General features: G+C 70.1%; 20 protein-coding genes and 1 tRNA gene. 20 read left to right on the forward strand and 1 reads right to left on the reverse strand.

Annotated features, from left to right (window positions below; translation table 11 throughout):
• Nucleotides 1-431 precede the first annotated feature (431 nt).
• The 18 genes from ABZX11_RS44080 (at nt 432) to ABZX11_RS44165 (ending at nt 18058) form a co-directional block, all read left to right on the forward strand.
• On the forward strand, nt 432-1361 hold the full coding sequence (locus tag ABZX11_RS44080) for a hypothetical protein (RefSeq protein WP_354924635.1): 930 nt from the start codon (nt 432-434) through the stop codon (nt 1359-1361).
• Nucleotides 1362-1517: 156 nt separating this feature from the next.
• Complete coding sequence (locus tag ABZX11_RS44085) at nt 1518-4364, forward strand: SAV_2336 N-terminal domain-related protein (protein ID WP_354924637.1); 2847 nt, start codon at nt 1518-1520, stop codon at nt 4362-4364.
• A gap of 63 nt (nt 4365-4427) precedes the next feature.
• The gene (locus ABZX11_RS44090; RefSeq protein ID WP_354924639.1) at nt 4428-4877 is read left to right on the forward strand and encodes a toll/interleukin-1 receptor domain-containing protein; all 450 of its coding nucleotides are present in this window, start codon (nt 4428-4430) and stop codon (nt 4875-4877) included.
• Between the two features lie 447 nt (nt 4878-5324).
• The gene (locus tag ABZX11_RS44095; protein WP_354924641.1) at nt 5325-6200 is read left to right on the forward strand and encodes a DUF4231 domain-containing protein; all 876 of its coding nucleotides are present in this window, start codon (nt 5325-5327) and stop codon (nt 6198-6200) included.
• 739 nt (nt 6201-6939) lie between these two features.
• Nucleotides 6940-7018, forward strand: a tRNA-Leu gene (locus ABZX11_RS44100).
• A gap of 813 nt (nt 7019-7831) precedes the next feature.
• Complete coding sequence (locus ABZX11_RS44105; protein WP_176177408.1) at nt 7832-9352, forward strand: sugar transferase; 1521 nt, start codon at nt 7832-7834, stop codon at nt 9350-9352.
• Between the two features lie 195 nt (nt 9353-9547).
• Complete coding sequence (locus ABZX11_RS44110; protein ID WP_354924643.1) at nt 9548-10162, forward strand: malonic semialdehyde reductase; 615 nt, start codon at nt 9548-9550, stop codon at nt 10160-10162.
• Nucleotides 10163-10295: 133 nt separating this feature from the next.
• On the forward strand, nt 10296-12323 hold the full coding sequence (gene thrS / locus ABZX11_RS44115; RefSeq protein WP_354924645.1) for a threonine--tRNA ligase: 2028 nt from the start codon (nt 10296-10298) through the stop codon (nt 12321-12323).
• Nucleotides 12320-12862 carry an HIT domain-containing protein gene (locus ABZX11_RS44120; RefSeq protein ID WP_176177411.1) on the forward strand — a complete coding sequence of 181 codons (543 nt, stop codon included), beginning with the start codon at nt 12320-12322 and terminating at the stop codon, nt 12860-12862. Before thrS ends, ABZX11_RS44120 begins: the two co-directional genes overlap by 4 nt.
• 61 nt (nt 12863-12923) lie before the next feature.
• Nucleotides 12924-13445 carry a MarR family transcriptional regulator gene (locus ABZX11_RS44125; protein ID WP_176177412.1) on the forward strand — a complete coding sequence of 174 codons (522 nt, stop codon included), beginning with the start codon at nt 12924-12926 and terminating at the stop codon, nt 13443-13445.
• Between the two features lie 88 nt (nt 13446-13533).
• On the forward strand, nt 13534-14157 hold the full coding sequence (pgsA, locus tag ABZX11_RS44130; protein WP_176177413.1) for a phosphatidylinositol phosphate synthase: 624 nt from the start codon (nt 13534-13536) through the stop codon (nt 14155-14157).
• Entirely contained in the window at nt 14154-15071 is a 918-nt protein-coding gene (locus ABZX11_RS44135; protein ID WP_176177414.1) for a phosphatidylinositol mannoside acyltransferase, read from the forward strand. Before pgsA ends, ABZX11_RS44135 begins: the two co-directional genes overlap by 4 nt.
• An 18-nt stretch (nt 15072-15089) precedes the next feature.
• Nucleotides 15090-16235: a glycosyltransferase family 4 protein gene (locus ABZX11_RS44140; protein WP_176177415.1), complete on the forward strand. Its 1146-nt coding sequence runs from the start codon at nt 15090-15092 to the stop codon at nt 16233-16235.
• On the forward strand, nt 16232-16714 hold the full coding sequence (locus ABZX11_RS44145) for an NUDIX hydrolase (RefSeq protein ID WP_176177416.1): 483 nt from the start codon (nt 16232-16234) through the stop codon (nt 16712-16714). Before ABZX11_RS44140 ends, ABZX11_RS44145 begins: the two co-directional genes overlap by 4 nt.
• 1 nt (nt 16715) lies before the next feature.
• The gene (locus tag ABZX11_RS44150) at nt 16716-16985 is read left to right on the forward strand and encodes a hypothetical protein (protein ID WP_176177417.1); all 270 of its coding nucleotides are present in this window, start codon (nt 16716-16718) and stop codon (nt 16983-16985) included.
• On the forward strand, nt 16982-17233 hold the full coding sequence (locus ABZX11_RS44155) for a hypothetical protein (protein WP_176177418.1): 252 nt from the start codon (nt 16982-16984) through the stop codon (nt 17231-17233). The genes ABZX11_RS44150 and ABZX11_RS44155 overlap by 4 nt, the downstream gene beginning before the upstream one ends.
• A 33-nt stretch (nt 17234-17266) precedes the next feature.
• Nucleotides 17267-17536 carry a hypothetical protein gene (locus tag ABZX11_RS44160; protein WP_176177419.1) on the forward strand — a complete coding sequence of 90 codons (270 nt, stop codon included), beginning with the start codon at nt 17267-17269 and terminating at the stop codon, nt 17534-17536.
• Between the two features lie 12 nt (nt 17537-17548).
• The gene (locus ABZX11_RS44165; RefSeq protein ID WP_354924650.1) at nt 17549-18058 is read left to right on the forward strand and encodes an XdhC family protein; all 510 of its coding nucleotides are present in this window, start codon (nt 17549-17551) and stop codon (nt 18056-18058) included.
• 108 nt (nt 18059-18166) lie between these two features.
• On the opposite strand, the gene ABZX11_RS44170 is transcribed toward ABZX11_RS44165, so the two are convergent.
• The gene (locus ABZX11_RS44170; RefSeq protein WP_354924652.1) at nt 18167-20275 is read right to left on the reverse strand and encodes an elongation factor G-like protein EF-G2; all 2109 of its coding nucleotides are present in this window, start codon (nt 20273-20275) and stop codon (nt 18167-18169) included.
• A 130-nt stretch (nt 20276-20405) separates the two neighbouring features.
• Between ABZX11_RS44170 and ABZX11_RS44175 the strand changes: the two genes are divergently transcribed.
• Together ABZX11_RS44175 and ABZX11_RS44180 are read left to right on the forward strand one after the other, a co-directional pair.
• Nucleotides 20406-21806 (forward strand): FAD-binding oxidoreductase, encoded by a 1401-nt coding sequence (locus ABZX11_RS44175; RefSeq protein WP_354924654.1) that lies wholly within the window; start codon nt 20406-20408, stop codon nt 21804-21806.
• Between the two features lie 32 nt (nt 21807-21838).
• Nucleotides 21839-22822 (forward strand): DUF5937 family protein, encoded by a 984-nt coding sequence (locus ABZX11_RS44180; protein ID WP_354924656.1) that lies wholly within the window; start codon nt 21839-21841, stop codon nt 22820-22822.
• The last annotated feature ends 44 nt before the right edge of the window (nt 22823-22866 follow it).

The following is a 22866-nucleotide window of genomic DNA, read 5'->3' on the forward strand; positions in this document are numbered from 1 at the left end:
TCGATGGTGGAGACGCGGTGGTCCTCATCCGCGCTCACCAGGTGCAGGCGTGTCGTGGGCACGCCGAATTATGGACGAAAACATGTCAACAGGCGGATCGTCGCCGATAGTGGCACTACCACAACTGCTGATCAGCGACCCAAGCCGCCAGCGTGGGAAGCGGTTGGCCTGGCCTTTCGGTTGGTGTCGCACGTGTCACATTTTTGCCCTTTTGTGATTACGCCGAACACGTAGACTCGCGATCTTCGGCGCGCTTCTCCGGATGAGGTGAGAGTGAAGTACGGGCGCCCCACCTAGACATCGCGGTCCGCAAAGCAGTGGTGGACGAGCTCGCGGTGGCCGACCTCGCCGACGACGAAGCGGTTCGCACCCTGATGGTAAGCGAACCGTGGGACCGTTAGCGAGTTTCACACCACTGGGACTAGGCATGAGTGCTCGCCGCGCCGCGTGCTATCTCTTCCAGACTCCCCGCTACGCCGACGCGTCCGCGGCGTTTCCGGGCTCTCCAATTTCAACGCCGGGCCCGGGGAACTGCCGCACCTCTGATCTTCGTCGAACTGATCGCCGGCGAATGCGACGATAACCTCGCGGCGGAGCTGCGCGTGTGGTCCGACAGTCAGGTGCGGCGGCTCCGCCTCGGCGACGCTCTGGAACAGCTGCGCGCGGAACTGGCCGCTGCCCGCCCGGCACCGGACAGCCTCCACCTGCTAATCGTCGTGCGCCCGGCCCCGTCGAGAAGAACCTGTACAAGCTTTCCTGCTGGCGGCAGGAAGATCCGGACGCCTGGTCGCTGTCGAAGGCGAGGCCGCGCGCTGGTGCGCGAAAGCGAGTCGGGACGCCGCGTCGAAGAGCTGATCGCCGAAACCGGGCAAGCCTGGTCGCAGGTGGTGTCCGACGTCGTGGTCGAGTTCGTCCTGCCGCGTGCGCTGCTGAACCTGCCGGTGCATTCCTGGGCGACCGAGCGTGCTTCCGGTGCGCCGAAGCCGTTGTACCTCAGTTACTCGACGATCGTGCGGTCACTGGAACGGATGTGTGCCCCGCGTTGGCACCCCGTCTGGCGCCAACGGTGGGAGTCGTGGGTCGGTGATCCTTCGTTCGAACGGGTGTATTTCTGTCGGGCCGGGGACCGGCACGATCCACTCCGGCTCGAGGCGATATTGAGCAACGAGCAATGGGCGATGGCGGTGCTGACCGAATCGCCGCCGGTCAGCGCGATCTCCGGCCATGACGAGCTTTTGCCAGCGTTGCGGACCGGCGTCCCGGTCATCGTCTGGCACCCATCGGCTTCTTCGGAAGTCGTTCGCGAAGCGGTAGCCTTACTGGCCGAAAGCAGTGGTGGATTGGGGGATTGCCCGCACTGATGAGAGAGTCTCGGCTGGACGCGCTTCGGAATCCGCCGTCGTCGGGCGATGGCGGAGCACTCATGGACCTGGTGGTGCTATGGGACGACCCGAGTCGGTTGCTTCCCATTGGCGAAACCGGGATCGTGGGGCGCCCAGGAGGAGGTGCCGACCAACGTGACCGAGCTTCCTGAACATCGCGCTGGAGGGCCGTCGCACCCGGACAGTCCGCCCGATTGGTGGATCTACCGCGGGACCGGACGGCCGCTGCTGGTGACGGGCCGCTCGGGAAGCGGCAAGTCGTCGCTGGCCTACCGGATTTCGCGGGAATTGGGGCTGGGGCGCGTCCTCCGCTGCGCCAGCGCCGAAGCACGGGGGCAGGCCCCGATCTGCGAGTTCGTGGTTCCCGAACTGGTCAGGGATGCCCGTCGCTCAACGTCGGCAGAGGTGTTCACGGCGAATCCTAGCTACAACGCCGAAGTCCGGGACGACCGCGTCTGGGCGGCAGCCTTCCCGATGGTGATGACTGCGAACAACGGTGAGCGGGAGTTCCCGCCCGCGTTTCTCCGCAGTTGCCTGCAGTTGGAGACGCACGAGCCAGACGCCAGTCAGCTCGCTGCCATGGTTGCGGCGCACACCCTGGACCCCGAGGGCGGCCGCGCGAGAATGATGAAGACGTCATCGCTCGCAGTGCGGCCGTCGGTGACTTGCCCGCGAACAAACTGCTCGACGCGGTCCTCCCGGCCATCTCAGGTGCCTACCGTCCGGAGGATGGAGCGTGGCCGCAGCTCGTCGGTTCGCTCTGGCGGCACCTCACCCGGCAGGTGCCATGAGATGCCGAAGCGACCAAACCTGACTGCGGGGCCACCACGTCCTAACTTGGACCGGATCGGGCGACAGCCTGCGGCACGTGACGGCCATCGACGTACCCCTTGCCGCCGCTTCACCTCAGACGCCCTACCCGGGACGAACGGCCTGCTCCCGAACTACAGGCGGGACGACGTCGAGCTCGACGAAGACCGCACCGCGGAAGAAGCGTCCCAGACCGGGATGTGGCTGCCGGTCACGAGACGGCGGCGCGGTCGCTGGCTGGACCTGACGCTCGTCGTGGACTCGTCTCCGTCGATGGCGCTGTGGACCGCCACGGTGAATGCGTTCGCCCGATTGCTGGAACGTCTGGGCGCGTTCCGGTCCGTACGGGTCCGGCTGCTGGAAACCGGCAAGACGGGGACGGCCGAAGGAGGCGAGGTCCTCGGCCCCACCCTGCGTGGCGGCACGGCCGACGCGCCGGCGCGCGGGGCAGGCGAGGTCATCGGCGCGGCGGACCGGAGCATCCTGCTGCTCATGACCGACGGGGTCAGCGACGCCTGGCACCGGGACCTCGTGTCGCCGCTGCTCGCCCGGTGGGCGCGCGCCATGCCGGTCGCGATCGTGCACCTGCTGCCGCAGCGCCTGTGGCCGCGCGGCGGGATGGCCATCCACCGGGCGGTGCTCACCCCACCCGGCCCGCTGCGGCCCAACGGCACCTACGACGTGCGCTCGGCCGACCTCCTGCTGAATCCGGCCGAAGCCACCGAGCTCACCGACGGCGCGATCGCGGTGCCCGTGCTCGAACTGCAGGACCGGTGGCTCGGCTGGTGGGCGTCGATGATCACCGGAGTGGGTGACATCGCCCGCAAGGCGGCGGTGGTCCTCGCCCGCGACCAACCACGACCGGGTGACCACGCCGCGGGACCGGAACCAGAACGGTCGGCGCGGGAAAAGGTGAAGCGGTTCCACAGTTCCGCTTCCCCGTCGGCGTTCCGCCTGGCCACGTTGCTGGCAGCGGTGCCCGTGGACGTCGGCGTCGCCCGAACCCTGCAGGCGGAGCCGTTACCCGGTTCCGGCCCCGACCACCTGGCCGAGGTCTTCACCAGCGGGCTGCTGGAGCGGGTCCGTGACGGAACGCCGTGGGACCGGGCGAACTGGGAGTTCTCGGATCACGTGAAGCAGCTGCTCTTGCGTGGCGCACGGCGTTCGGACACCGCGCACGCCGTGATCAGCGCGTCGCGGCGCTTCGGAGATCAGAATCCGGTGCTGGCGCGCCTGCAAGCCGCCCTGGCGGCTCCGGACGCTACGCCCGATCCGGCGGCCCCTGCGGCGACCAAGGCGGAGATCGCCCTAAAGCGTGACCTCATGCGTGCGCTATCCAGGCCGTATTTGTCACGGGCGGATCGCTTGGAGAGTAGAATCGCGACCATTGGTCAACACGGCGTGGACCCACCCACTACGATCCCGGCGGTGAGTGAAACAAAGTCGCAGGAACTCAAACCGGCGAGTTCCTCGAAACAACCTGCATCTGCCGCCCAGCCGGACGCCGGGACTGGCAAAACTTCGCCGCCACAGGACCACGAAGTTTCGGCCGCCGTGGCGTGGAACGTGTCGTTCGACCAATTGAGCCACAGCAACCCGGTGGTCCCACCAACTGCTGCGGGTTTGCGCGTTCTTCGCCCCCGAGGCGGCGTCACGGAGCTTGTTCGCTGGCACCAGCGGGCTAATGGTGTCGCTCGAACTCGACGCGACCCTGCGCGACCTGATCAAACCGAGCCGGGCGATCCGGGGCATCAACCGCTTCAGGCCCGCGAAGATCGACCACCGAACCTACCAGATTCTCCTGCTCCGGCTCGTCCGGCTGATCCTGCGCAACCGCATGCCGTAGCAGCACCGCAAGGAAATGTGGCACGGCGCACACCAGCTGCTTGCCAACTTCGACCCGAGGGATCCGGAGTCGCTCCGGCAGTGGCAGCGTTACCGCGAGTTGCTGCCGCGCATCTACGACGCCGAGCTGATCGAGCGCGCGGGCCAAACTCCGCCCTCAACCACTTCATTCACGCCACTAACACACAGTCCGCGAGTTTTGGTTTAGTAAAGTTACCTTCCCACTACGGCGCGTTTGAACTCATGACGCACTACCATCTTCTCATCTGCGACAAATCCGCAAGATACGTAGCACCGATCAGCCCTGCTCCAACCACAGAACACTGAGCGCCGAACCTCATTACCGGCGACACTCAGCCTAGAAAAGAGACCACGCCCGTGCAGCCGCGAGTGATCAACATCTTCATAGCGTACGCTCGCGAAGATGTTCGACATCTTAAAACATTTCTTACCTATGTCGCAGACATAGAACGTGACGACGTCGAGTTCTTCAATGACCAAGATATTCACCCCGGACACAACTGGGAAACGACTTTACTCAGCAGGCTCAACTCTGCAGAAATAGTAGTCTTCCTGATAACGCCAAACTTCATTGGCTCGAAATTTTGCATGGACCGCGAGTTGCCAGTGGCATTGAATCGACATTCAGCTGGCAATTGTAAAATTTTGCCATTGAAAGTCGCGCCATTCGTCGTAAGAGACAGCTCTCCGCTAAGGAAATTTCAATGGACCCCTAGCGGCAAGCCCATAACTTCACGCCAGGGCCCTGCCCTGCGACACGCATGGGTCGAGGCTGCCGAAGCAGTGCGTCGAGAGGTCGAAGCACTGCGAGTCAAATGACACGGTCATTCGACAGGTAGTGCAACAACCGCCCAACACGACCGCACTCGTGTATAACATGCCACCAGACCTGGCGTCCACAATCAAGCCCCCTATGGCGACTCCCTGCAGCCAGCGCTATCGCGCTTGACGGCGGCGCTGCCAGCGACGCCGTCAAGCGCTTCATGCGCGCCACACACCGACGACCACAACCAATCTCATCCTCCGTGTCCACGCAGTGGCACTCGACGCTACAGCGGTCGCTGGAAGGACCCGCGGGGTCCCAGAAGTTGATCACAGCGTTGACCAGTAGCTTTACGGCACTCCGGTCGTTGTTCGCCCTAGTCCTCGATGGTCCCGAGGTGGCTCAGCACCGGATTCGACTCGGTCGGCCAGCGGGATCCGGATTCGATTTCTGCTGCCAAAGAGACGCTTGGCCTTGGCCTCGCGGGCAGCCACGATGATCCCATGACCGATCCGACTGTCAACCTGCTCTGGCGCCGGCAGAGCGTCTGGTCACAGGCCGCCGACCGACTCAAGGCGCGGCTCGGCCGGTCTCGGACGACCGCCCTCGTGCTCACCATCACCGGGGCAGTGCTCGGGACCACTTCAGCCGAGTTGATCGGGGCCGCCGCCCTTGCTGGGCGGATTCTCGCCGCCTGTTCCTGTGTTGCTCTCGCGCTCGCCTCTTACGTCATCGCCGCAACCGGGCCGCAGGTGGCCCGGAACTGGACTCGGGCGCGGTCAGTGTCGGAAGCGCTCAAGGCCGATGTCTACTGCTACCTCGCCGGCGCAGGGCCGTTCCGCGATGAAGACCGTGAGACGACCGGACAGCAGCGGTTGGAAGAACTGAGCGGCTCGGCCGGAGACCTGCTAAAGCACATCGCCGATATCGAGCCTATCGTACGGGAGCTGCCGCGGGTGAGCGACGTCAATTCGTACGCCAAGGAGCGCGTGCGGGCCCAGCTCGAGACCTACTACCGTCCGAAGGCACGGAAGTTGGCCGGATGCGTTCGCTGGGGACGTCGGATCGAAGTCGGGCTCGGGGCGCTCGCAGCTGCGCTCGGCGCCGTTGTCGCGGTGTTTCCCGCCGCCACCGTGTCGGCGTGGATCGGCGTCGTCACCACCGTTGCCACGGCGATCGCCGCGCATGTCAGCGCTGCCCGATATGAGCATCAGCAGATCGAGTTCACGCGGACCGCTGACGAACTAGAGCGGCTCCTGGCTCGCCGCTCTGGCGCTGACAAACTCGATGACGACGCCTTCGTCCAGGCGTGCGAGCGCGTCATCTCCATTGAGAACGAAGGGTGGATGGCAAAGCTCGGCATCGATGACGATATGTAACAGCTCCCCGCGAAGCCGGTCAGCTCCCAGACTTTCGCTCGCCGCGCACAATGTCTCAACCAGAGTACAGTGGCAACCCATCTTGCCTGGCCCATGGAGATCCGATGTCGCGAGAGTCGGCGGCCGAGTAAGCAGCTGCCACTCAGACGACATGTCTTCGCTGGTCCTGAAGTACGGCATGCGCCGGACGCTGTCGTGAGCCGCGCCGAGCTGTTCGATGGGCGCGTCGGACCCCGGCTGCGGGCCCGGTGTCGGAGCCTCTCGGCCTGCCACCCCGCGACAAGGGCAGCCAGGAGGTCGCATGCTTAGCGACCTCGGCGAGGAGCTCGAGGCCCACGTCGACGTGGACCTCGAACTCCTCGTGCAGCTCGCCCGTGGCTTCCCACACGGTGTACCCGTGTGACAGGACCCGGCGTGTCGTCGCGGTCAACAGCGGAGCGAGCATCGAGTCGGCCAGAAGGTTCGTGTTGGTGAACTTGTCCACGAAGTAGCATCCGCTCATAGTCCGGACACTCGTACAGCCTGGACTCACCTTCCAAATCGGAGACTAACCAGACACTCTCCGGTTAACATAGCCGAGTCACGACCTGCCCGTCGGATACGTGCCCAACGGGTTACGAGCATGCGTTCCACCGCCGTTGCCAAATTCGCCTGGCGATCGTCCGGCGACGCCGACCTGAACGAACGACACTGAAGTCGCCCGCTCGGAAAGGAACCAGAGCCGACGACCTGCGGCAGTGCGCATTTCACCTGGCCAAGCCAGGCATTGCACTTCCCTGACACGGAAGAGGTCACTGGTTCAATCCCAGTATCGCGCACTCGATCGCGGGGAGCCCTGCTTGCGGAACGTGCAAGCAGGGCTCTCTTCGTCGTGTCCTGTGGGGGCCGAGCCCCCACGCCCCCGCCGGGGGCAAGCCCCCGGACCCCCAGGTCGGGTCGCCTTTCGTAGCCGCGTGCCGGCGGCCAAGGGACCAGGTGGCCCAAGCGGAGTGAACGATCCGTTCGGATCATCCGTATCTGCTTGCGAGAGCGGTTCGCGCCCCCGCCGCGGGGGCCCGCCGAACCTGCCTTCGAACCCGGCCGCCGCGGTGGCTTTCTGTCGAACGTCACCCCTCGGGAGGTCGATGTGATCCTGGGCACGTCCTGGGCGCGCGGCCGTCCGGCGGCGACGTGCGACAGAACCATCGCGCGTGACGGTCAACCGGCGAATGTCACTGTCGGTGTCCGGCGGGCTCCCGGGCCGGCGTTCGGCGCCCGGCTCCGGTCCACTGTGGATCGCTCGCCGCCGCAGTGTCCACAGTAGAGCCCTGAGGGATGCGCTGGGCCGTTCGGCGGTGCTTGGTCCACCCGAGTGCGGGCAACGTTCCATTCGTTACAGAACGTAATTTTCACCAGGGATACGCCGTATAACCCATTGTCTTCATCTTGTTATCTTCCGGCCATTTTCTGTCGGGGATCGCACGCAGCATGTGGCTGGAAATCCTTGTAACACTGCCGAGAGAGCCGCCGATAACTTGCCGTGTGAAGCCTCCGCGGGCTCTGCGCGACCACCGATATGCCGTGACTCTCCGAAGTCATCTCCGGTGACGCTGCGTGCCTGCGGCTCAATTGGATCCAGTCCGGGAGGTCAGATGGAAGAGTCGGTGCGGCCTTCGTACACGGTGAGCCAGCCACCGCCGCACATCGACCTCCAGGCCATCCCGCGTCCCGCCAAGCGGGACGACCACCCCGAGGACGGCGGCCCGGCCGCCAAGGCGTGGCCCGCGGCCTGGGAAGCGCGGTACAGAGCCTGGGTCATCGGCAGCGACGTGTTCATCACGCTGCTGGTGATCGCGATCAGCGCGTTCGTCATCGATCGCGTTGCCCCGCACGACATGCACGCCTTCGGCACCATCCTCGCGGTGTTCGTCTCGCTGCCCGCCAGCCGGGCGTGGAGCCCGCGGGTGCTCGGCGAAGGCGCGGAGGAGTACCGCACGCTCGGCCGCGGCTTCATTACCGCCGCCGTGCTGGTCGCCCTCGGCGGCCTGCTGTTCGGCGCGCTCGAGGTCCAGGTCTGGGTGTTCGTCGTCGTCCCGGCCATCGCGCTGGTCGCCTTCCCGCAGCGCTACCTGCTGCGCCAGGTGCTGCACCGCAAGCGCGCCAAGGGACTCTGCCTGCTGCCGGTGATGGCCGCGGGCAGCCCGGAAACCGTCGCCGACCTGATCGCCCGCACCCGCTCCGAAGTGCACGTCGGCTGGCGCGTCGAGGCCGCCTGCACGTTCAGCGGCCACGGCGAAGACCGCGACAGCGGCGAGATCGACGGCGTCCCGGTGGTCGGCAGGCTGGACGAGCTGTCCCGGCACGTGCGCCGCGGCGGCTACCGGGTCGTGGCCATCACCGCCGACCAGTACTGGACGCCGAAGCGGCTGCAGCGGCTGGCCTGGGACATGGAGGGCACCGGCGCGGAGATGGTGGTGGCGCCCGTGCTGATGGAGGTCGCCGGGCCCCGGCTCAACGTCACCGGCGTGCTCGGCATGCCCCTGCTGCGGGTCACCGCGCCGATGTTCACCGGCGGCCGCCGGGTGGTGAAGGAGATCGTGGACCGCTGCGGCTCGGCGCTGCTGCTCACCCTGCTGTCCCCGCTGCTGCTGGTGATCGCGGTGGCGATCAAGCTCAACGACCGCGGCCCCGTCATCTACCGGCAGCGCCGCGTCGGCCGTGACGGAGCGTCGTTCACCATGCTGAAGTTCCGCACCATGGTCACCAATGCCGACGAAATCAAGAAGAAGCTGGCCGCCGAAAATGAGGGAGCCGGTCCGCTTTTCAAGATGAAGCGCGACCCGCGTATCACCCGCGTGGGTGGTTTTCTGCGCCGGTATTCGCTCGACGAGGTACCGCAGTTGTTCAACGTCCTCTCCGGGAAGATGTCGCTCGTCGGTCCGCGGCCGCCGCTGCCGGAGGAAACCGAGCAGTACGCCCCCGACGCGCGCCGCCGGCTGCTCGTGAAGCCGGGCCTCACCGGCCTCTGGCAGGTCAGCGGGCGCAGCGACCTCACGTGGGCCGAGAGCATCCGCCTGGACCTGCGGTACGTCGAGGACTGGTCCCTCGCGCTGGACCTGGTGATCCTCTGGAAGACCTTCCGCGCGGTGATGGGCGGGCAGGGCGCCTACTGACCCGTCTCCGCCGCGCCGCGCGCCACGGCCGCCGGTTCCCGCCGAGGGAGCCGGCGGCCGTGCCCGTTCCCGGGGGTATCGATCGGGTGAGAGGCCGGTGCGGGCTGTGATCCACGCGACTGGTTGAACGCGAAATAGTTCAACGCTCAACCTGGTTGCACGGGGTACCGACCCAACGGAAGGAAGCCCAGCCCCATGACCACCTTTGCCGAGCAAACCGAGGCCATCGCCCTGCCCGCGGACGTCCAGGACCTGCTGTTCCGCGAGGCCCGCACGGCCAACAGTTTCAGCTCCGAGCCGGTGACCGAGGAGCAGGTCCGCGCGATCTACGACCTCGTCAAGTGGGCCCCGACGTCGATGAACACCCAGCCGCTGCGCGCGCTGGTGCTCCGGACCGCCGAGGCGAAGGCCCGCCTGCTCCCGCACATGGCCCCGGGCAACCGGGACAAGACCGAAGCCGCCCCGCTGACCGTCGTGCTGGCCGCGGACGTCGACTTCCACGAGAACATCCCGCAGGTCTTCCCGCACGCCCCGCACGTGAAGGACAACTTCGCCGACGAGCAGGGCCGCGTCGAGTTCTCCAAGCTGAACTCGCTGCTGCAGGTCGGCTACTTCATCATCGGCGTCCGCGCCGCCGGCCTGGCCGCCGGCCCGATGACCGGCTTCGACGCCCAGGGCGTCGACGACGAGTTCTTCGCCGACAAGAAGTGGCGCTCGCTGGTCGTCGTGAACGTCGGCAAGCCGGGCGAGAACCCCTGGTTCGACCGCCTGCCGCGGCTGGACTTCGACCAGGTCGTCGAAACCCTCTGACGCCGCTCGGACGGGCCGTCTCCGGAGCCGGAGGCGGCCCGTCCGGCGTTCGCGCCACGCGCGTGAGGCGCGCGAGGGCCGCCGACTAGCATCGACGGCGTCATCTCTGTCACTCCAGCTTGAGGAGCCGATCGTGTCGCAGTCGCCCCCCGTTTCCCCCGTGGCCGCCTCCCGCGTGGTGGTACCGGCGGGCACTACGGCGGGCGCGGCGGTCCGCGAAGCCGGTCTGCCGACCAAGGGCGAGGGCACGGTCGTCGTGGTCCGCGACGCCGACGGCAAGCTGCGCGACCTCGCCTGGGCGCCGGAAGCCGACGCCGAGGTCGAGCCGGTCGCCGCGAACACCGAGGACGGCCGCAGCGTCATCCGCCATTCGGCGGCGCACGTGCTCGCCCAAGCCGTGCAGCAGCAGTTCCCGGACGCCAAGCTGGGCATCGGCCCGCCGGTCAAGGACGGCTTCTACTACGACTTCGCCGTCGACAAGCCGTTCACCCCGGAGGACCTGCAGGCGCTCGAGAAGCGCATGAAGCAGATCGTGAAGGGTGCCCAGCAGTTCTCCCGGCGCGTGTTCGACTCCGTCGACGAGGCCAAGAAGGAGCTCGCGGACGAGCCGTTCAAGCTCGAGCTCGTCGACCTCAAGTCCGAAGTGGACACCGCCGAGGTGATGGAGGTGGGCGAGGGCGAACTCACCATCTACGACAATCTCGACCCGCGCACCAAAGAACGTGTCTGGAGTGACCTCTGCCGCGGCCCGCACGTGCCGACGACGAAGTTCATCCCCGCGTTCAAGCTCACCCGCGTCGCCGCCGCGTACTGGCGGGGTAGTGAAAAGAACCCGCAGCTGCAGCGGATCTACGGCACGGCGTGGGAATCCGCGGAGGCGCAGGACGCTTACCTCGAGCGCATCGCCGAGGCCGAGCGCCGCGACCACCGCAAGCTCGGCGCCGAGCTGGACCTGTTCTCCTTCCCCGAGGAGATCGGTTCCGGCCTTCCGGTGTTCCACCCGAAGGGCGGCATCATCCGCCGCGAGCTGGAGAACTACTCGCGCCGCCGCCACGAGGAGGCGGGCTACGAGTTCGTGAACACCCCGCACATCAGCAAGGGCGAGCTGTTCCACACCTCCGGCCACCTGCCGTACTACGCGGACACGATGTTCCCGCCGGTGCAGTTCGACGAGGAGAACTACTACCTCAAGGCGATGAACTGCCCGATGCACAACCTGATCTACCGCTCGCGCGGGCGGTCCTACCGCGAGCTGCCGCTGCGGCTGTTCGAGTTCGGCACCGTCTACCGCTACGAGAAGTCGGGCGTGGTGCACGGCCTCACCCGCGTGCGCGGGCTGACGATGGACGACTCCCACATCTACTGCACCAAGGAGCAGATGCCGGGGGAGCTCAAGTCGCTGCTGAAGTTCGTCCTCGACCTGCTCGCCGACTACGGCCTCTCCGACTTCTACCTCGAGCTGTCCACCCGCGGTGACTCCGACAAGTTCATCGGCGAGGACTGGGAGTGGGAGGAGGCCACCGAGACGCTGCGGCAGGCGGCGATCGACTCCGGCCTCGAGCTGGTCCCGGACCCGGGCGGCGCCGCCTTCTACGGCCCGAAGATCTCGGTGCAGGCCAAGGACGCCATCGGCCGCACCTGGCAGATGTCGACCATCCAGCTGGACTTCAACCAGAACAAGCGGTTCGAGCTCGAGTACACCGCGCCGGACGGCTCGCGCCAGCGGCCGATCATGATCCACCGCGCGCTGTTCGGTTCGATCGAGCGCTTCTTCGGCGTGCTGACCGAGCACTACGCGGGCGCGTTCCCGGCGTGGCTCTCGCCGGTGCAGGTGGTCGGCATCCCGATCACCGCCGACCAGGTCGAGTACCTGCAGGACGTCGAGAAGGCCTTGCGCGTCAAGGGGATCCGCGCCGAGGTCGACGCGAGCGACGACCGGATGCAGAAGAAGATCCGCACGCACACCACGCAGAAGGTGCCCTTCATGCTGCTGGCCGGCGCGAAGGACGTCGAGGCGGGCGCGGTGTCGTTCCGCTTCCGCGACGGCGGCCAGATCAACGGCGTGCCGGTGGCCAAGGCGGTCGAGGCGATCGCGGAGTGGGTCGCCCGCCGCGAAAACGCCTCGCCGTCGGCCGAGGCGCTGGAGACGGTCGTTCGGTGAGTGAGGGTCCCGAGCTCGTCGAGCAGCAGGGCGTCGGGGTCCAGGACGCGTTCCAGCGCCTCTGGACCCCGCACCGGATGGCCTACATCAAGGGCCAGGACAAGCCGGACGACGACGGCGACACCGGCTGCCCGTTCTGCCGGATCCCTTCGCTGGACGACAAGACCGGCCTGATCGTCGCCCGCGGCGAGGTTGTGTTCGCGGTGCTGAACCTGTACCCGTACAACCCCGGCCACCTGATGGTGGTGCCGTACCGGCACGTCGCGGACTACACCGAGCTGACGGTCGAGGAGACCCGCGAGCTCGCCGAGTTCACGCAGCACGCGATGAAGGTGATCCGCGCGGTGTCCGGCGCCCACGGGTTCAACATCGGCCTGAACCAGGGCCACATCGCGGGCGCGGGCATCGCCGCGCACCTGCACCAGCACCTGGTGCCGCGGTGGGGTGGCGACGCGAACTTCATGCCCGTCATCGGCCAGACGAAGGTGCTCCCGCAGTTGCTGGCCGAGACGCGGGACCTGCTGGCCGACGCCTGGTGACGCGGAGGCCGTGACCCGCGAAACTCCTGATTGAGTGTTCAACCGAGAGTATGATGGGGTTATGTCCGGAACCCGATGGCTCAGCGACGACGAACAGCGCGTCTGGCGTGAGTTCAACGCGGCCACCCGCATGCTCAGCGCGCACCTCGAAGCCCAGCTGCAGCACGACTCGGGCATGCCGCACACCTACTACGAAGTCCTCGTCGCCCTCTCCGAAGCGCCCGGCCGCCGGCTCCGGATGAGCGAGCTCGCCGACGCCCGGCAGGCGTCCCGCAGCCGCCTGTCCCACGCCGTCGCGCGGCTGGAGGCGAACGGCTGGGTCCGCCGCGAGGCCTGCCCGACCGACAAGCGCGGCGCCTGGGCGGTGCTGACCGACGCCGGGTTCGCCGCGCTCGAAGCGGCCGCGCCGGGGCACGTCGAGGCCGTCCGGGAGAGCCTGTTCGACCCGCTGACGCCGGAGCAGGTGACGGCGCTCGGGGAGATCAGCGCCGCCATCCGCCGTCAGCTGTCGCCGAAGTGCGCCGCCGCGGTGGCCGCCGAAGAGGCGCGGGAGCACGAGGGCCAGCTCACGAAATCGGGCTGACCCGGGGCGGCGCGTCGGGTTCACCGAGGCGGGTGGATAGGCTGCATTCGCCCACCCGCCCCTCGTAGCCAGGTGCCTCGACGAACCGATGCTCAATATCTTCGCGCGTGCCTCCGTTTCCCGCGTCACCGATCCGATCGGCCAGGCGCTGGTCCGCGCCGGGCTGACCCCGAACGTGATGACCGTGTTCGGCACCGCCGGCGCGGTCGTCTGCGCGCTGGTCTTCTTCCCGGCCGATCACCTGCTGTGGGGCACCTTCACGGTGTGGGGCTTCGCCATGCTCGACGTCCTCGACGGCGCCATGGCCCGGGCCCGCGGCTACGGCACCCCGTTCGGTGCGGTGCTCGACGCGACCTGCGACCGCCTGGTCGACGGGGCCCTCTTCGCCGCCATCGCGTGGTGGTGCTTCGTCGTCGACGACAACCGCCCGGCCGCCGCCGCGGCCCTGCTGTGCCTGGTCCTCGCCCAGGTCATCTCCTACGTCAAGGCCCGGGCCGACGCTTCCGGCCTGCCGGTCGACGGCGGGCTCGTCGAGCGCGCCGAACGGCTGATCATCGCGCTGGTCGGCACCGGCCTGCACGGCTTCGGCATTCCGTACACCGTGGACGTGACGCTCTGGCTGCTCGCCGCCGGATCGGTCGTCACGCTGCTCCAGCGCTTCGCCGCGGTGGCGAAAGCGGCCCGCGCGGCCGCCGGGGAGCAGCCGGCATGAGCAGGCTGAGCGAGCGGTTGAGCGCCTTCGGCTACGCGGCCGGGTGGAAGCTCGCCGGGTGGCTGCCCGCCGGGTTCGGGGGCGCCGTCTTCTCGCTCGGGGCGGACCTGGCCGTCCGCCGGGACGGCGGGGGCGTGCGGCAGCTGCGCGCGAACCTCGCCCGCGTCGTGCCGCAGGCCGATCCGGTCGAGATGGACGAGCTGACGCGGCGCGCGATGCGTTCGTACGCCCGGTACTGGCACGAGACGTTCCGGCTGCCGTCGATGGACCACAAGGAGGTCAGCGCCAAGGTCGCGGCGTCGATCACCGGCGTGGAGAACCTCGACGCGGCGCTGGCCGAGGGCAACGGCGCGGTGATGGCGCTGCCGCACAGCGGGAACTGGGACGTCGCCGGCGTCTGGCTGGCCGACTACCTCGGCGGCTTCACCACGGTGGCGGAACGGCTCAAGCCCGAGTCGCTCTACCGCCGGTTCGTCGAGTACCGGGAGTCGCTCGGCTTCGAGATCGTCCCCCTGACCGGTGACAGCTCGGCGATGCGCGTGCTGCTGAAGCGCCTGCGCGAGAACAAGGCCGTCTGCCTGGTCGGCGACCGCGACCTGACCACCAGCGGCATCCCGGTGAAGTTCTTCGGCGAGAAGGCCCGCTTCCCCGGCGGCCCGGCCCGGCTGGCGGCGACGACCGGGGCCGCGCTGATCCCGGCCGGCTGTTGGTTCACCGAGGACGGCTGGCAGATCCGGCTGCACCCGCGGATCCGGGTCACCGCGCGGGCCGAGGTCCCGGCCGCGACCCAGGCACTGGCGGACATCTTCGCCGGCGACATCGCCGCGCACCCGGCCGACTGGCACATGGTGCAGAAGTTCTGGCCCGCCGACCTCGAGGCCGCCGAGCAGGCAAGCCTCGAAGAAGCGAGCTGAGCGGTGGCCACGCGGCCGATGCGAATCGGGATCGTGTGCCCCTACTCCTTCGACGTGCCGGGCGGGGTCCAGGGGCACGTCATCGACCTGACGAAGGCGCTGCTCGCGCGCGGGCACGAGGTGTCCGTGCTGGCGCCCGCGGACGAGGACGCGGAGCTGCCGGAGTTCGTGCACCCGGCCGGGAAGGCGCTCGGCATCCCGTACAACGGCTCGGTCGCGCGGCTGCAGTTCGGCCCGGTGTCCTACGCGCGCGTACGCCGCTGGATCCGCGAAGGGGACTTCGACGTCCTGCACCTGCACGAGCCCGCCGCACCGAGCCTGTCCCTGCTGGCGCTGCTCATCGCGGACGGCCCGATCGTGGCGACGTTCCACACCGCGACCACGCGGTCGCGCACGCTGTCGGCGTTCCAGCCGGTGCTGCGGCCGCTGCTGGAGAAGATCACGGCCCGGATCGCGGTGTCCGCGCTGGCCCGCCGCGTCCAGGTCGAGCACGCCGGCGGCGACGCCGTGGAGATCCCCAACGGCGTCGACGTCGAGTTCTTCTCCTCGGCCGTACCGCTGCCGGGCTACCCGCGGGCCGGGGGCACGGTCGGGTTCGTCGGCCGGTTCGGCGAGCCGCGCAAGGGCATGGGCGTCCTGCTGGCGGCGCTGCGGCTGATCCTGCCGGAGTTCGAGGACCTGCGGCTGGTCGTGGTCGGCCGCGGGGACGCCGAGCAGCTGCGCCGGGACGCCGGGCCCGAGCTGGCCCCGCACCTGGAGCTGCTGGGGCAGGTCGACGACCACGTCAAGGCCCAGGCGCTGCGCAGCGTCGACGTCTACTGCGCGCCGAACACCGGCGGCGAGAGCTTCGGGATGATCCTCACCGAGGCGATGGCGGCCGGGACGCCGGTGCTGGCCAGCGGGCTCGACTCGTTCCGGCGGGTGCTCGACGACGGCCGCGCCGGGCTGCTCGTCGAGACCGGTGACCCGGCCGCGCTCGCGGACGGGCTGCGCGAGCTGCTCGGCGACCCGGCGCGCCGGGCGTCGCTCGCCGCGGCGGCGGGGGAGCGCGTCACGATGTACGACTGGTCGGTGGTGGCCACGCAGGTGCTGCGCGTCTACGAGACGGCCGTCGCCGCCGACCCCCGGCGGGTCGCGGCGCCGGAGGGGGAGCTCGCCCGGTGAGCGTGCTCGGCTGGCTGCTCCCGCTGCTCGCCCTGGTCGTGGTGCTGGGCGGGCTGTTCCTGGTCGCGACGGCGAACCGGCTCGACCGGCTGCACGTCCGCACGGACGCCGGCTGGGCCGCGCTCGACGCGGCGCTGGCCCGGCGGGCGGTGGTGGCCCGCGCGGTCGCGGCGGTGCTGGGCGACACCGGGCTGCGGACGTCGGCCGAACGGGCCGAAGCGGCGCCGCGGGCCGAACGCGAAGCCGCGGAGAACGAGCTGACGCTGGTCTTGGGGCGCGTCGACCGGACGGTGCTGCCGGCCGAGCTGGCCGAGGAGCTGACCGACGCGGAACACCGCGTGGTGATCGCCCGCCGCGTCCACAACGACGCCGTCCGCGACACGCTGCGCCTGCGGCGGCGGCGGAAGGTGCGGTACTTCCGCCTGGCGGGGACCGCGCCGTTGCCGGAGTACTTCGAGTTCGCGGAGCCGGAGGTCTGACATGTGGTGGGTGGTCGTCGAGGAGCAGCGCGGCGGCGGGGACGCGCGCGCCTGGAACGTCACGAAGACGAAGCCGGCGGGCGGCGATCGCGAGCACGCCGACGAGCTGGCCCGGCGGCTGGCCTTCTCGCACGAGCCGGTGCACCCGTCGGGGGTGAAGGAGCGGAAGGTGCTGCGGGTCGGCGACGGGTACCTGGTGATCGCGACCGGCCGGACGCAGACGTTCCACTTCCGCGTGACGCTCGGCGAGACCGTGACGGAGCCGGAATGACCTGGTGGGTGGTGGTCGAGGAGCAGCGCACCTCGGAGCGGAACTGGTCGCTGTCGGAGACGTTTTCCTACGCCGACCAGGAGACCGCCGAGGCCGAGGCGCTCCGGCTGGCGCGCGAGTACGAACCGGCCTTCCCGTGGGCGCCGAAGTCCCGGAAGGTCCTGCGGGGCCCGGGCGGGTACGTGGTGATCGTCGAAGGCCGGACGAAGACGTTCCACTTCCGGCTGAGCGTGCTCGAAGAGGTGTGAAACCGACCGCGTCCGGGCCGCGTCGGAAGCGGCATGGGTGCGACGTGGTGGGTGGTCATCGAAGAGCAGGGCGGCGCGGGCGACGGCCGCGGCTGGGGCGTCGCCGACGCGGCGGGGTACCCGGATCGCGACACCGCGTTCGACGAGGCGTACCTGCTGGCCAAGCAGCACCGGCCGCCGCGGCCGTCGTCACCGCAGAAGCGGGTCGTGCTGCGGGTGGGCGATGGGTACCTGGTGCTGGTGAAGGGCCGGACGGACGTGTGGCAGTTCCGCGTGACGGTGGGCGAGCAGGTCGGCGGCTGACACACTGACGGCATGAGTGAGACTTGCGACGTCGCCCACGGCACGGCTCCGGCCGACCCGGGGGTGCGGACCCTGGTGGCGGTGTTCGCCTCGCCGGTTTCCCGGTTCCTGCTGAAGTTCGCTCACGAGCTCGGTTACCACGTGGCGCTGTTCGAGCCCGATCCCGCGCGCGTCACCGACGTCCCCGAGGGCTTCGAAGCGGACACCGCCCTGCCGCGGCTCGACGCGTCGGCCGACGTGGTCGTCACCGACCACCACCGGCCGGAGCTGGGCGCGGTGCTCAAGGCCGCGCTCGAGGGGAACCCGCGGTGGGTCGGGGTGCTCGGCAACCCGCGTCACCCGGGCCCGCACGTCGCCGCCCTGCAGGGGCTGGGTGTGTCCGAGGCCGACATCGCCCGCGTCCACCGCCCGGTGGGCTTGAACATCGGCTCCCGCACGCCGCCGGAGATCGCCCTGGCCACCCTCGCGGGCCTGGTGGCCGACCGCAACAACCGCCCCGGCGGCTTCGACTTCCCCCCGTGACTCGCGTGCTCGGGAACCGAACTCGCGTGATCGAAGCCGGAACTCGCGTGATCCGAGCCGGTACGGCCTCAATCACGCGAGTTCCGGACTCGATCACGCGAGATCCGGCTAGTGGACCGCCATTCCTTCCGGCATCGGCTCGAACCTCGCGTGGCGGCGGGTGAACGTCGCCGTGCCCGAGGTCATCGAGCGCAGGTCGATCAGGTAGCGGACCAGCTCCGTGGCCGGGACCTCGGCGCGGATCACCGTCCGGCCGCCCTCGCCCGCCTCGGTGCCCAGGACGCGGCCGCGGCGGGACGACAGGTCGCCCAGTACCGTGCCGAGGTGCTCGTCCGGCAGCCGGATCGCCACCTCCTCCAGGGGTTCCAGCATCGTGATGTGCCCGTTCGCCGCGGCCTCCCGCAGGGCCAGTGCGCCCGCCGTCTGGAACGCCGCGTCCGAGGAGTCCACGCTGTGCGCCTTGCCGTCGACCAGGGTCACCCTGACGTCGACCACCGGGTGCCCGTCGGCGAGCCCGCGCGCCAGCTGGGCCCGCACCCCCTTCTCCACGCTGGGGATGAACTGGTGCGGCACCGCGCCGCCGACGACCTTGTCCACGAACTCGAACCCGCCGCCCCGCGGCAGCGGCTCGACCTCGATGTCGCAGACGGCGAACTGGCCGTGCCCGCCGGACTGCTTGACGTGCCGCCCGTGGCCCTTGGCCGGCTTGCTGAACGTCGAGCGCAGGCTGATCCGCACCGGTTCGGTGTCCACGTCCGCGCCGCCCGCGCGCAGCCGCGAGAGCACGACGTCGGCGTGGGCTTCGCCCATGCACCACAGCACCAGCTGGCCGGTCTCGGCGTTGCGGTCCAGCCGCAGCGTCGGGTCGCCGGCGACGAGCCGGGACAGGTTGCGCGCCAACGTGTCCTCGTCACTGCGGGTCTTCGCGACGACGGCCACCGGCAGCAGCGGCTCCGGCATCGCCCACGGCTCCATCAGCAGCGGGTCGTCGGGGGAGGAGACGGTGTCGCCGGTCTCCGCCGAGCCGACCTTCGTCAGCGCGCACAGGTCGCCCGCGACGCAGAAGGGCACCTCCCGCAAGGAGGAACCGAGCGGCGAGTACAGGTGCGCGACGCGCTCGTCGGCGTCGTGGTCCTCGTGGCCGCGCTCGGCGAGCCCGTGCCCGGACACGTGCACCGGCCGCTCGGGGCGCAGCGTCCCGGAGAACACCCGGACGAGTGACACCCGGCCGACGTAGGAGTCCACGGCCGTCCGGACGACCTCCGCGGCGAGGGGGCCCGCGGGGTCGGCGGTGATGGCGGCGTGCTCGCCGCCGTCCGGCGTGGTGACGTCGGGTGGCCGGTGCTCCAGCGGCGAGGGGAACGCGCGGACGACGCCGTCGAGCACCTCGGCCAGGCCGAGCCCGCTGGTCGAGCAGACCGGGATGACCGGGTGGAAGGACCCGCGCGCGACCGCGGTCTCCAGGTCGGCGATGAGGGTGGCCTCCGCGATCTCCTCGCCGGCGAGGTACCGGTCCATCAGTGTCTCGTCTTCGCTCTCGGCGATGATCCCTTCGATCAGCTCGTTGCGGGCCTCGGCCAGCCGTTCCAGGTCGGCCGCCGCGGGCTCGCCGATCGTCGGTGGGTGCCCGCGGGAGTAGTCGAAGTACCGCTGGGTGATCAGCCCGACCAGGCCGTCGGCCGCCGGCAGGTACAGCGGCAGCACGCCGGCGCCGAAGGCGGCCTGGCAGGCGGCGATCTCGGCCATCGCGTCGGCCCGGTGGTGGTCGAGCCGGGAGACGACGACCGCGCGCGGCATCCCCACCGCGGCGCACTCCTCCCACACCGCCACCGTCGCCGCGTCGACGCCCTCGGCGGCGGAGACGACGAACAGGGCCGCGTCGGCCGCGCGCAGCCCGGCCCGCAGCTCCCCGACGAAGTCCGCGTACCCGGGCGTGTCGATCAGGTTGATCTTGTGGCCCTGGTGCAGCACCGGCGCGACCGACAGGCCGACCGAGCGCTGCTGGCGGACCGCCGCCGGGTCGTGGTCGCACACCGTCGTGCCGTCGACCACCGAGCCCGCCCGCGGCACCGTGCCGGAGGCGGCGAGCAGGGCTTCGGCGAGGGTGGTCTTCCCGGACCCGGCCGGGCCGACGAGCACGACGTTGCGGACCTTGGCGGGGTCGTCCACAGCGACGGCGGCCCCGGTGTCGGCGTTCTTGGCTTGTTTGTCTGCCATGACGACTCCTCGGCGAACGGCTGGTGTACGGGATGTGTCCTCGATCACACACCCGCTACCCTGGTCACGGCAAGGCAGGGTCTCCGGGACCAGCCGAATGCCCCGGAGGCGCCGGCAGAGGGGAAGCGGCATGGACAGAGCGGCTTCCGGCGCGGCGTTCCCCTCGGCGGCCGACTGGGAGCGCCTGCGCGGGCGGCTGGCCGGCCCGCTGTTCCGCCCGGGTGAACCGGGCTACGCGACCGCCCGGCGGGCGTTCTTCACGATGTTCGACGACCGCAGGCCCGCCGCCGTCGTCGGCGCGGCGCGCGTCGAGGACGTCCAGGCCGCCGTCGGTTTCGCGGCCCGGCACGGCCTCCCGGTCGCCGCCCGCGCCGGCGGGCACAGCTACCCCGGCTACTCCACAGTGGACGGCGGAATCGTCGTGGACCTGGGCCGGTTTTCCGGCATCGAGGTGCGGCCGGACGGGCGGGTGGTGCTCGGCGCCGGGACCCGCCTCGGCCCGGTCGCGGCGACGCTCGCCGCCGCCGGCCGGGTGCTGCCCGCCGGTCTGTGCGGGGCCGTCGGCATCGCCGGGCTCACCCTCGGCGGCGGGATCGGCGTTGTCGACCGGATGTACGGGCTGACGTGCGACCACCTCGAGGCGGCACGGGTCGTCACCGCCGACAGCCGGGTGCGCACGGTTTCGGCGACGGCGGAACCGGACCTGTTCTGGGCGCTGCGCGGCGGGGGCGGCGGGAACTTCGGGATCGTCACCGGGTTCACCTTCCGCACCGTCCCCGCCGCCGACCTCGCCACCTACACGCTGGAGTTCCCGGCCGCCGCGCGGGCCGCGTTGTTCGGTGCCTGGCAGGACTGGCTGCCCGGGATGCCGGACGAGCTGTGGTCCGGCATCGAGTTCGCGCCCGGCCGCACCGCGCTCGCCGGGACGTTCCTCGGTCCCGAGATTCGGCTGAACGGCCTGCTGGACGAGCTCGTCCGCCGGACCGGCGCCCGGCCGTCCGCCCGGCGGACCCGGGTGCTCGACCACCTGAGCGCGGTGCGCTCCTTCGACGTCCGGGACTCCCGGCCGGCCCTGCGCGAGGCCTACACCGGCACTTCGCGCATGCTGATGCGGGCGGCCGCCGACCCGGCGGCGGTGACCGAAGTGGTGACCCGCGAGCCGGGCGTCACCACGCTCATCGACTCCGCCGGTGGTGCCATCGCGCGCGTCGGCGCCCGGGAAACCGCCTTCCCGCACCGGAGCGCACTGGCCAGCTTCCAGTTCCTGCACGACGCGGCACCCGCCGACGGCGGCGAAGCGGGGGCCCGGCGTGCGCTGGCCGCCGTGCGGGACGGGCTGGGGCCGGAGTTCGGCACCACCGGGTACGTCAACTACCTCGACCCGGAGATGCCGGACTGGGCGCAGGCGTACTACGGGGTGAACCTCCCGCGGCTGCGCGCCATCGCCCGGAAGTACGACCCTGAAGGGATTTTCACGTTCCCGCAAGGCCTCGCGGCGCCCCGCTCGACTGTCCACATCGGAGAGACTTAGACTGCCCCCGACTCCGGGCAGAGAGGCAGCGCGTGCTCGACCTGGCATTCTCCACAGAGGACCTGGCGCACACCCGGTTCGCGTTCTCCCCGGCCTGGGAGATCGTCGCGAGCGTCCGCGTCCTGAACTCCCCGGGGCAGCACGCGCTGCACCTGCCGTGGATCAAGCGCGCCACCGCCGCGCTGGCCGGGGCCGGTCTCGACATCGGGCTGCTGCGCGAGCTCGTCCCGCTGCGCCACCTGCCCGGGTTCCTGGCCGGCACGCCGTCGACGCCGCTGCCCGAGCTGGCCGACGAGCTCGCCGACCTGCGGGACGTGCCCGCCCGCCTGGTCCGGCGCGAGCTGGACGCGATGGCCGGGCCGCGCACGCCCGCGCTGACCCGCTTCCACCGCGAGCCCGAGGCGGGCCTCGAGCGGCTCGCGACGCTGATGGAGCAGTACTGGCACCTCGTGCTGGCCCCCGACTGGCCGCGCATCCGCGCGCTGCTCGAAGCCGACGTGCTGTACCGGTCGCGGCTGCTGGCCCAGGGTGGGGCCGCCGAGCTGTTCAACGACCTGACCCCGCTGGTCCGCTGGCAGGGCGGCACGCTCACGGTGGCGCACCGGCACCTGCACGCCGCCGTCCCGCTCGACGGGCGCGGCCTCGTGCTGGTGCCCTCGGCGTTCGTCTGGCCGCGGGTGTTCTCCAAGACCGACACGCGCTGGCAGCCGGTGCTGCGCTACCCGCCGCGCGGGATCGCCACGCTGTGGGAGACCGGCACGGCCACCGCGCCGGGCGCACTGGCCGCCGTGGTGGGCCGCGGGCGGGCGCTGCTGCTGGCCGAACTGGCCGCCCCGGCGTCCACCGCGGAACTGGCCCGGCGGACCGGCCTGAGCGCCGGGGCGGTGTCCCAGCACCTCGGCATCCTCAACGCCGCGGGCCTGGTCAGCCGGCATCGTGCCGGACGTCACGTGCTCTACGCGCGCACTGCGCCGGCGGAAGCCCTGGTCGCGGGCACCGGCGAAGTGGACTGCTGAGATAGCCGCGCACTGGCCTGCCTGAAGGGTCCACCGCCGACCTA

The sequence above is a fragment of the Amycolatopsis sp. NPDC004169 genome (assembly GCF_040610315.1).
Lineage (GTDB): Bacteria > Actinomycetota > Actinomycetes > Mycobacteriales > Pseudonocardiaceae > Amycolatopsis.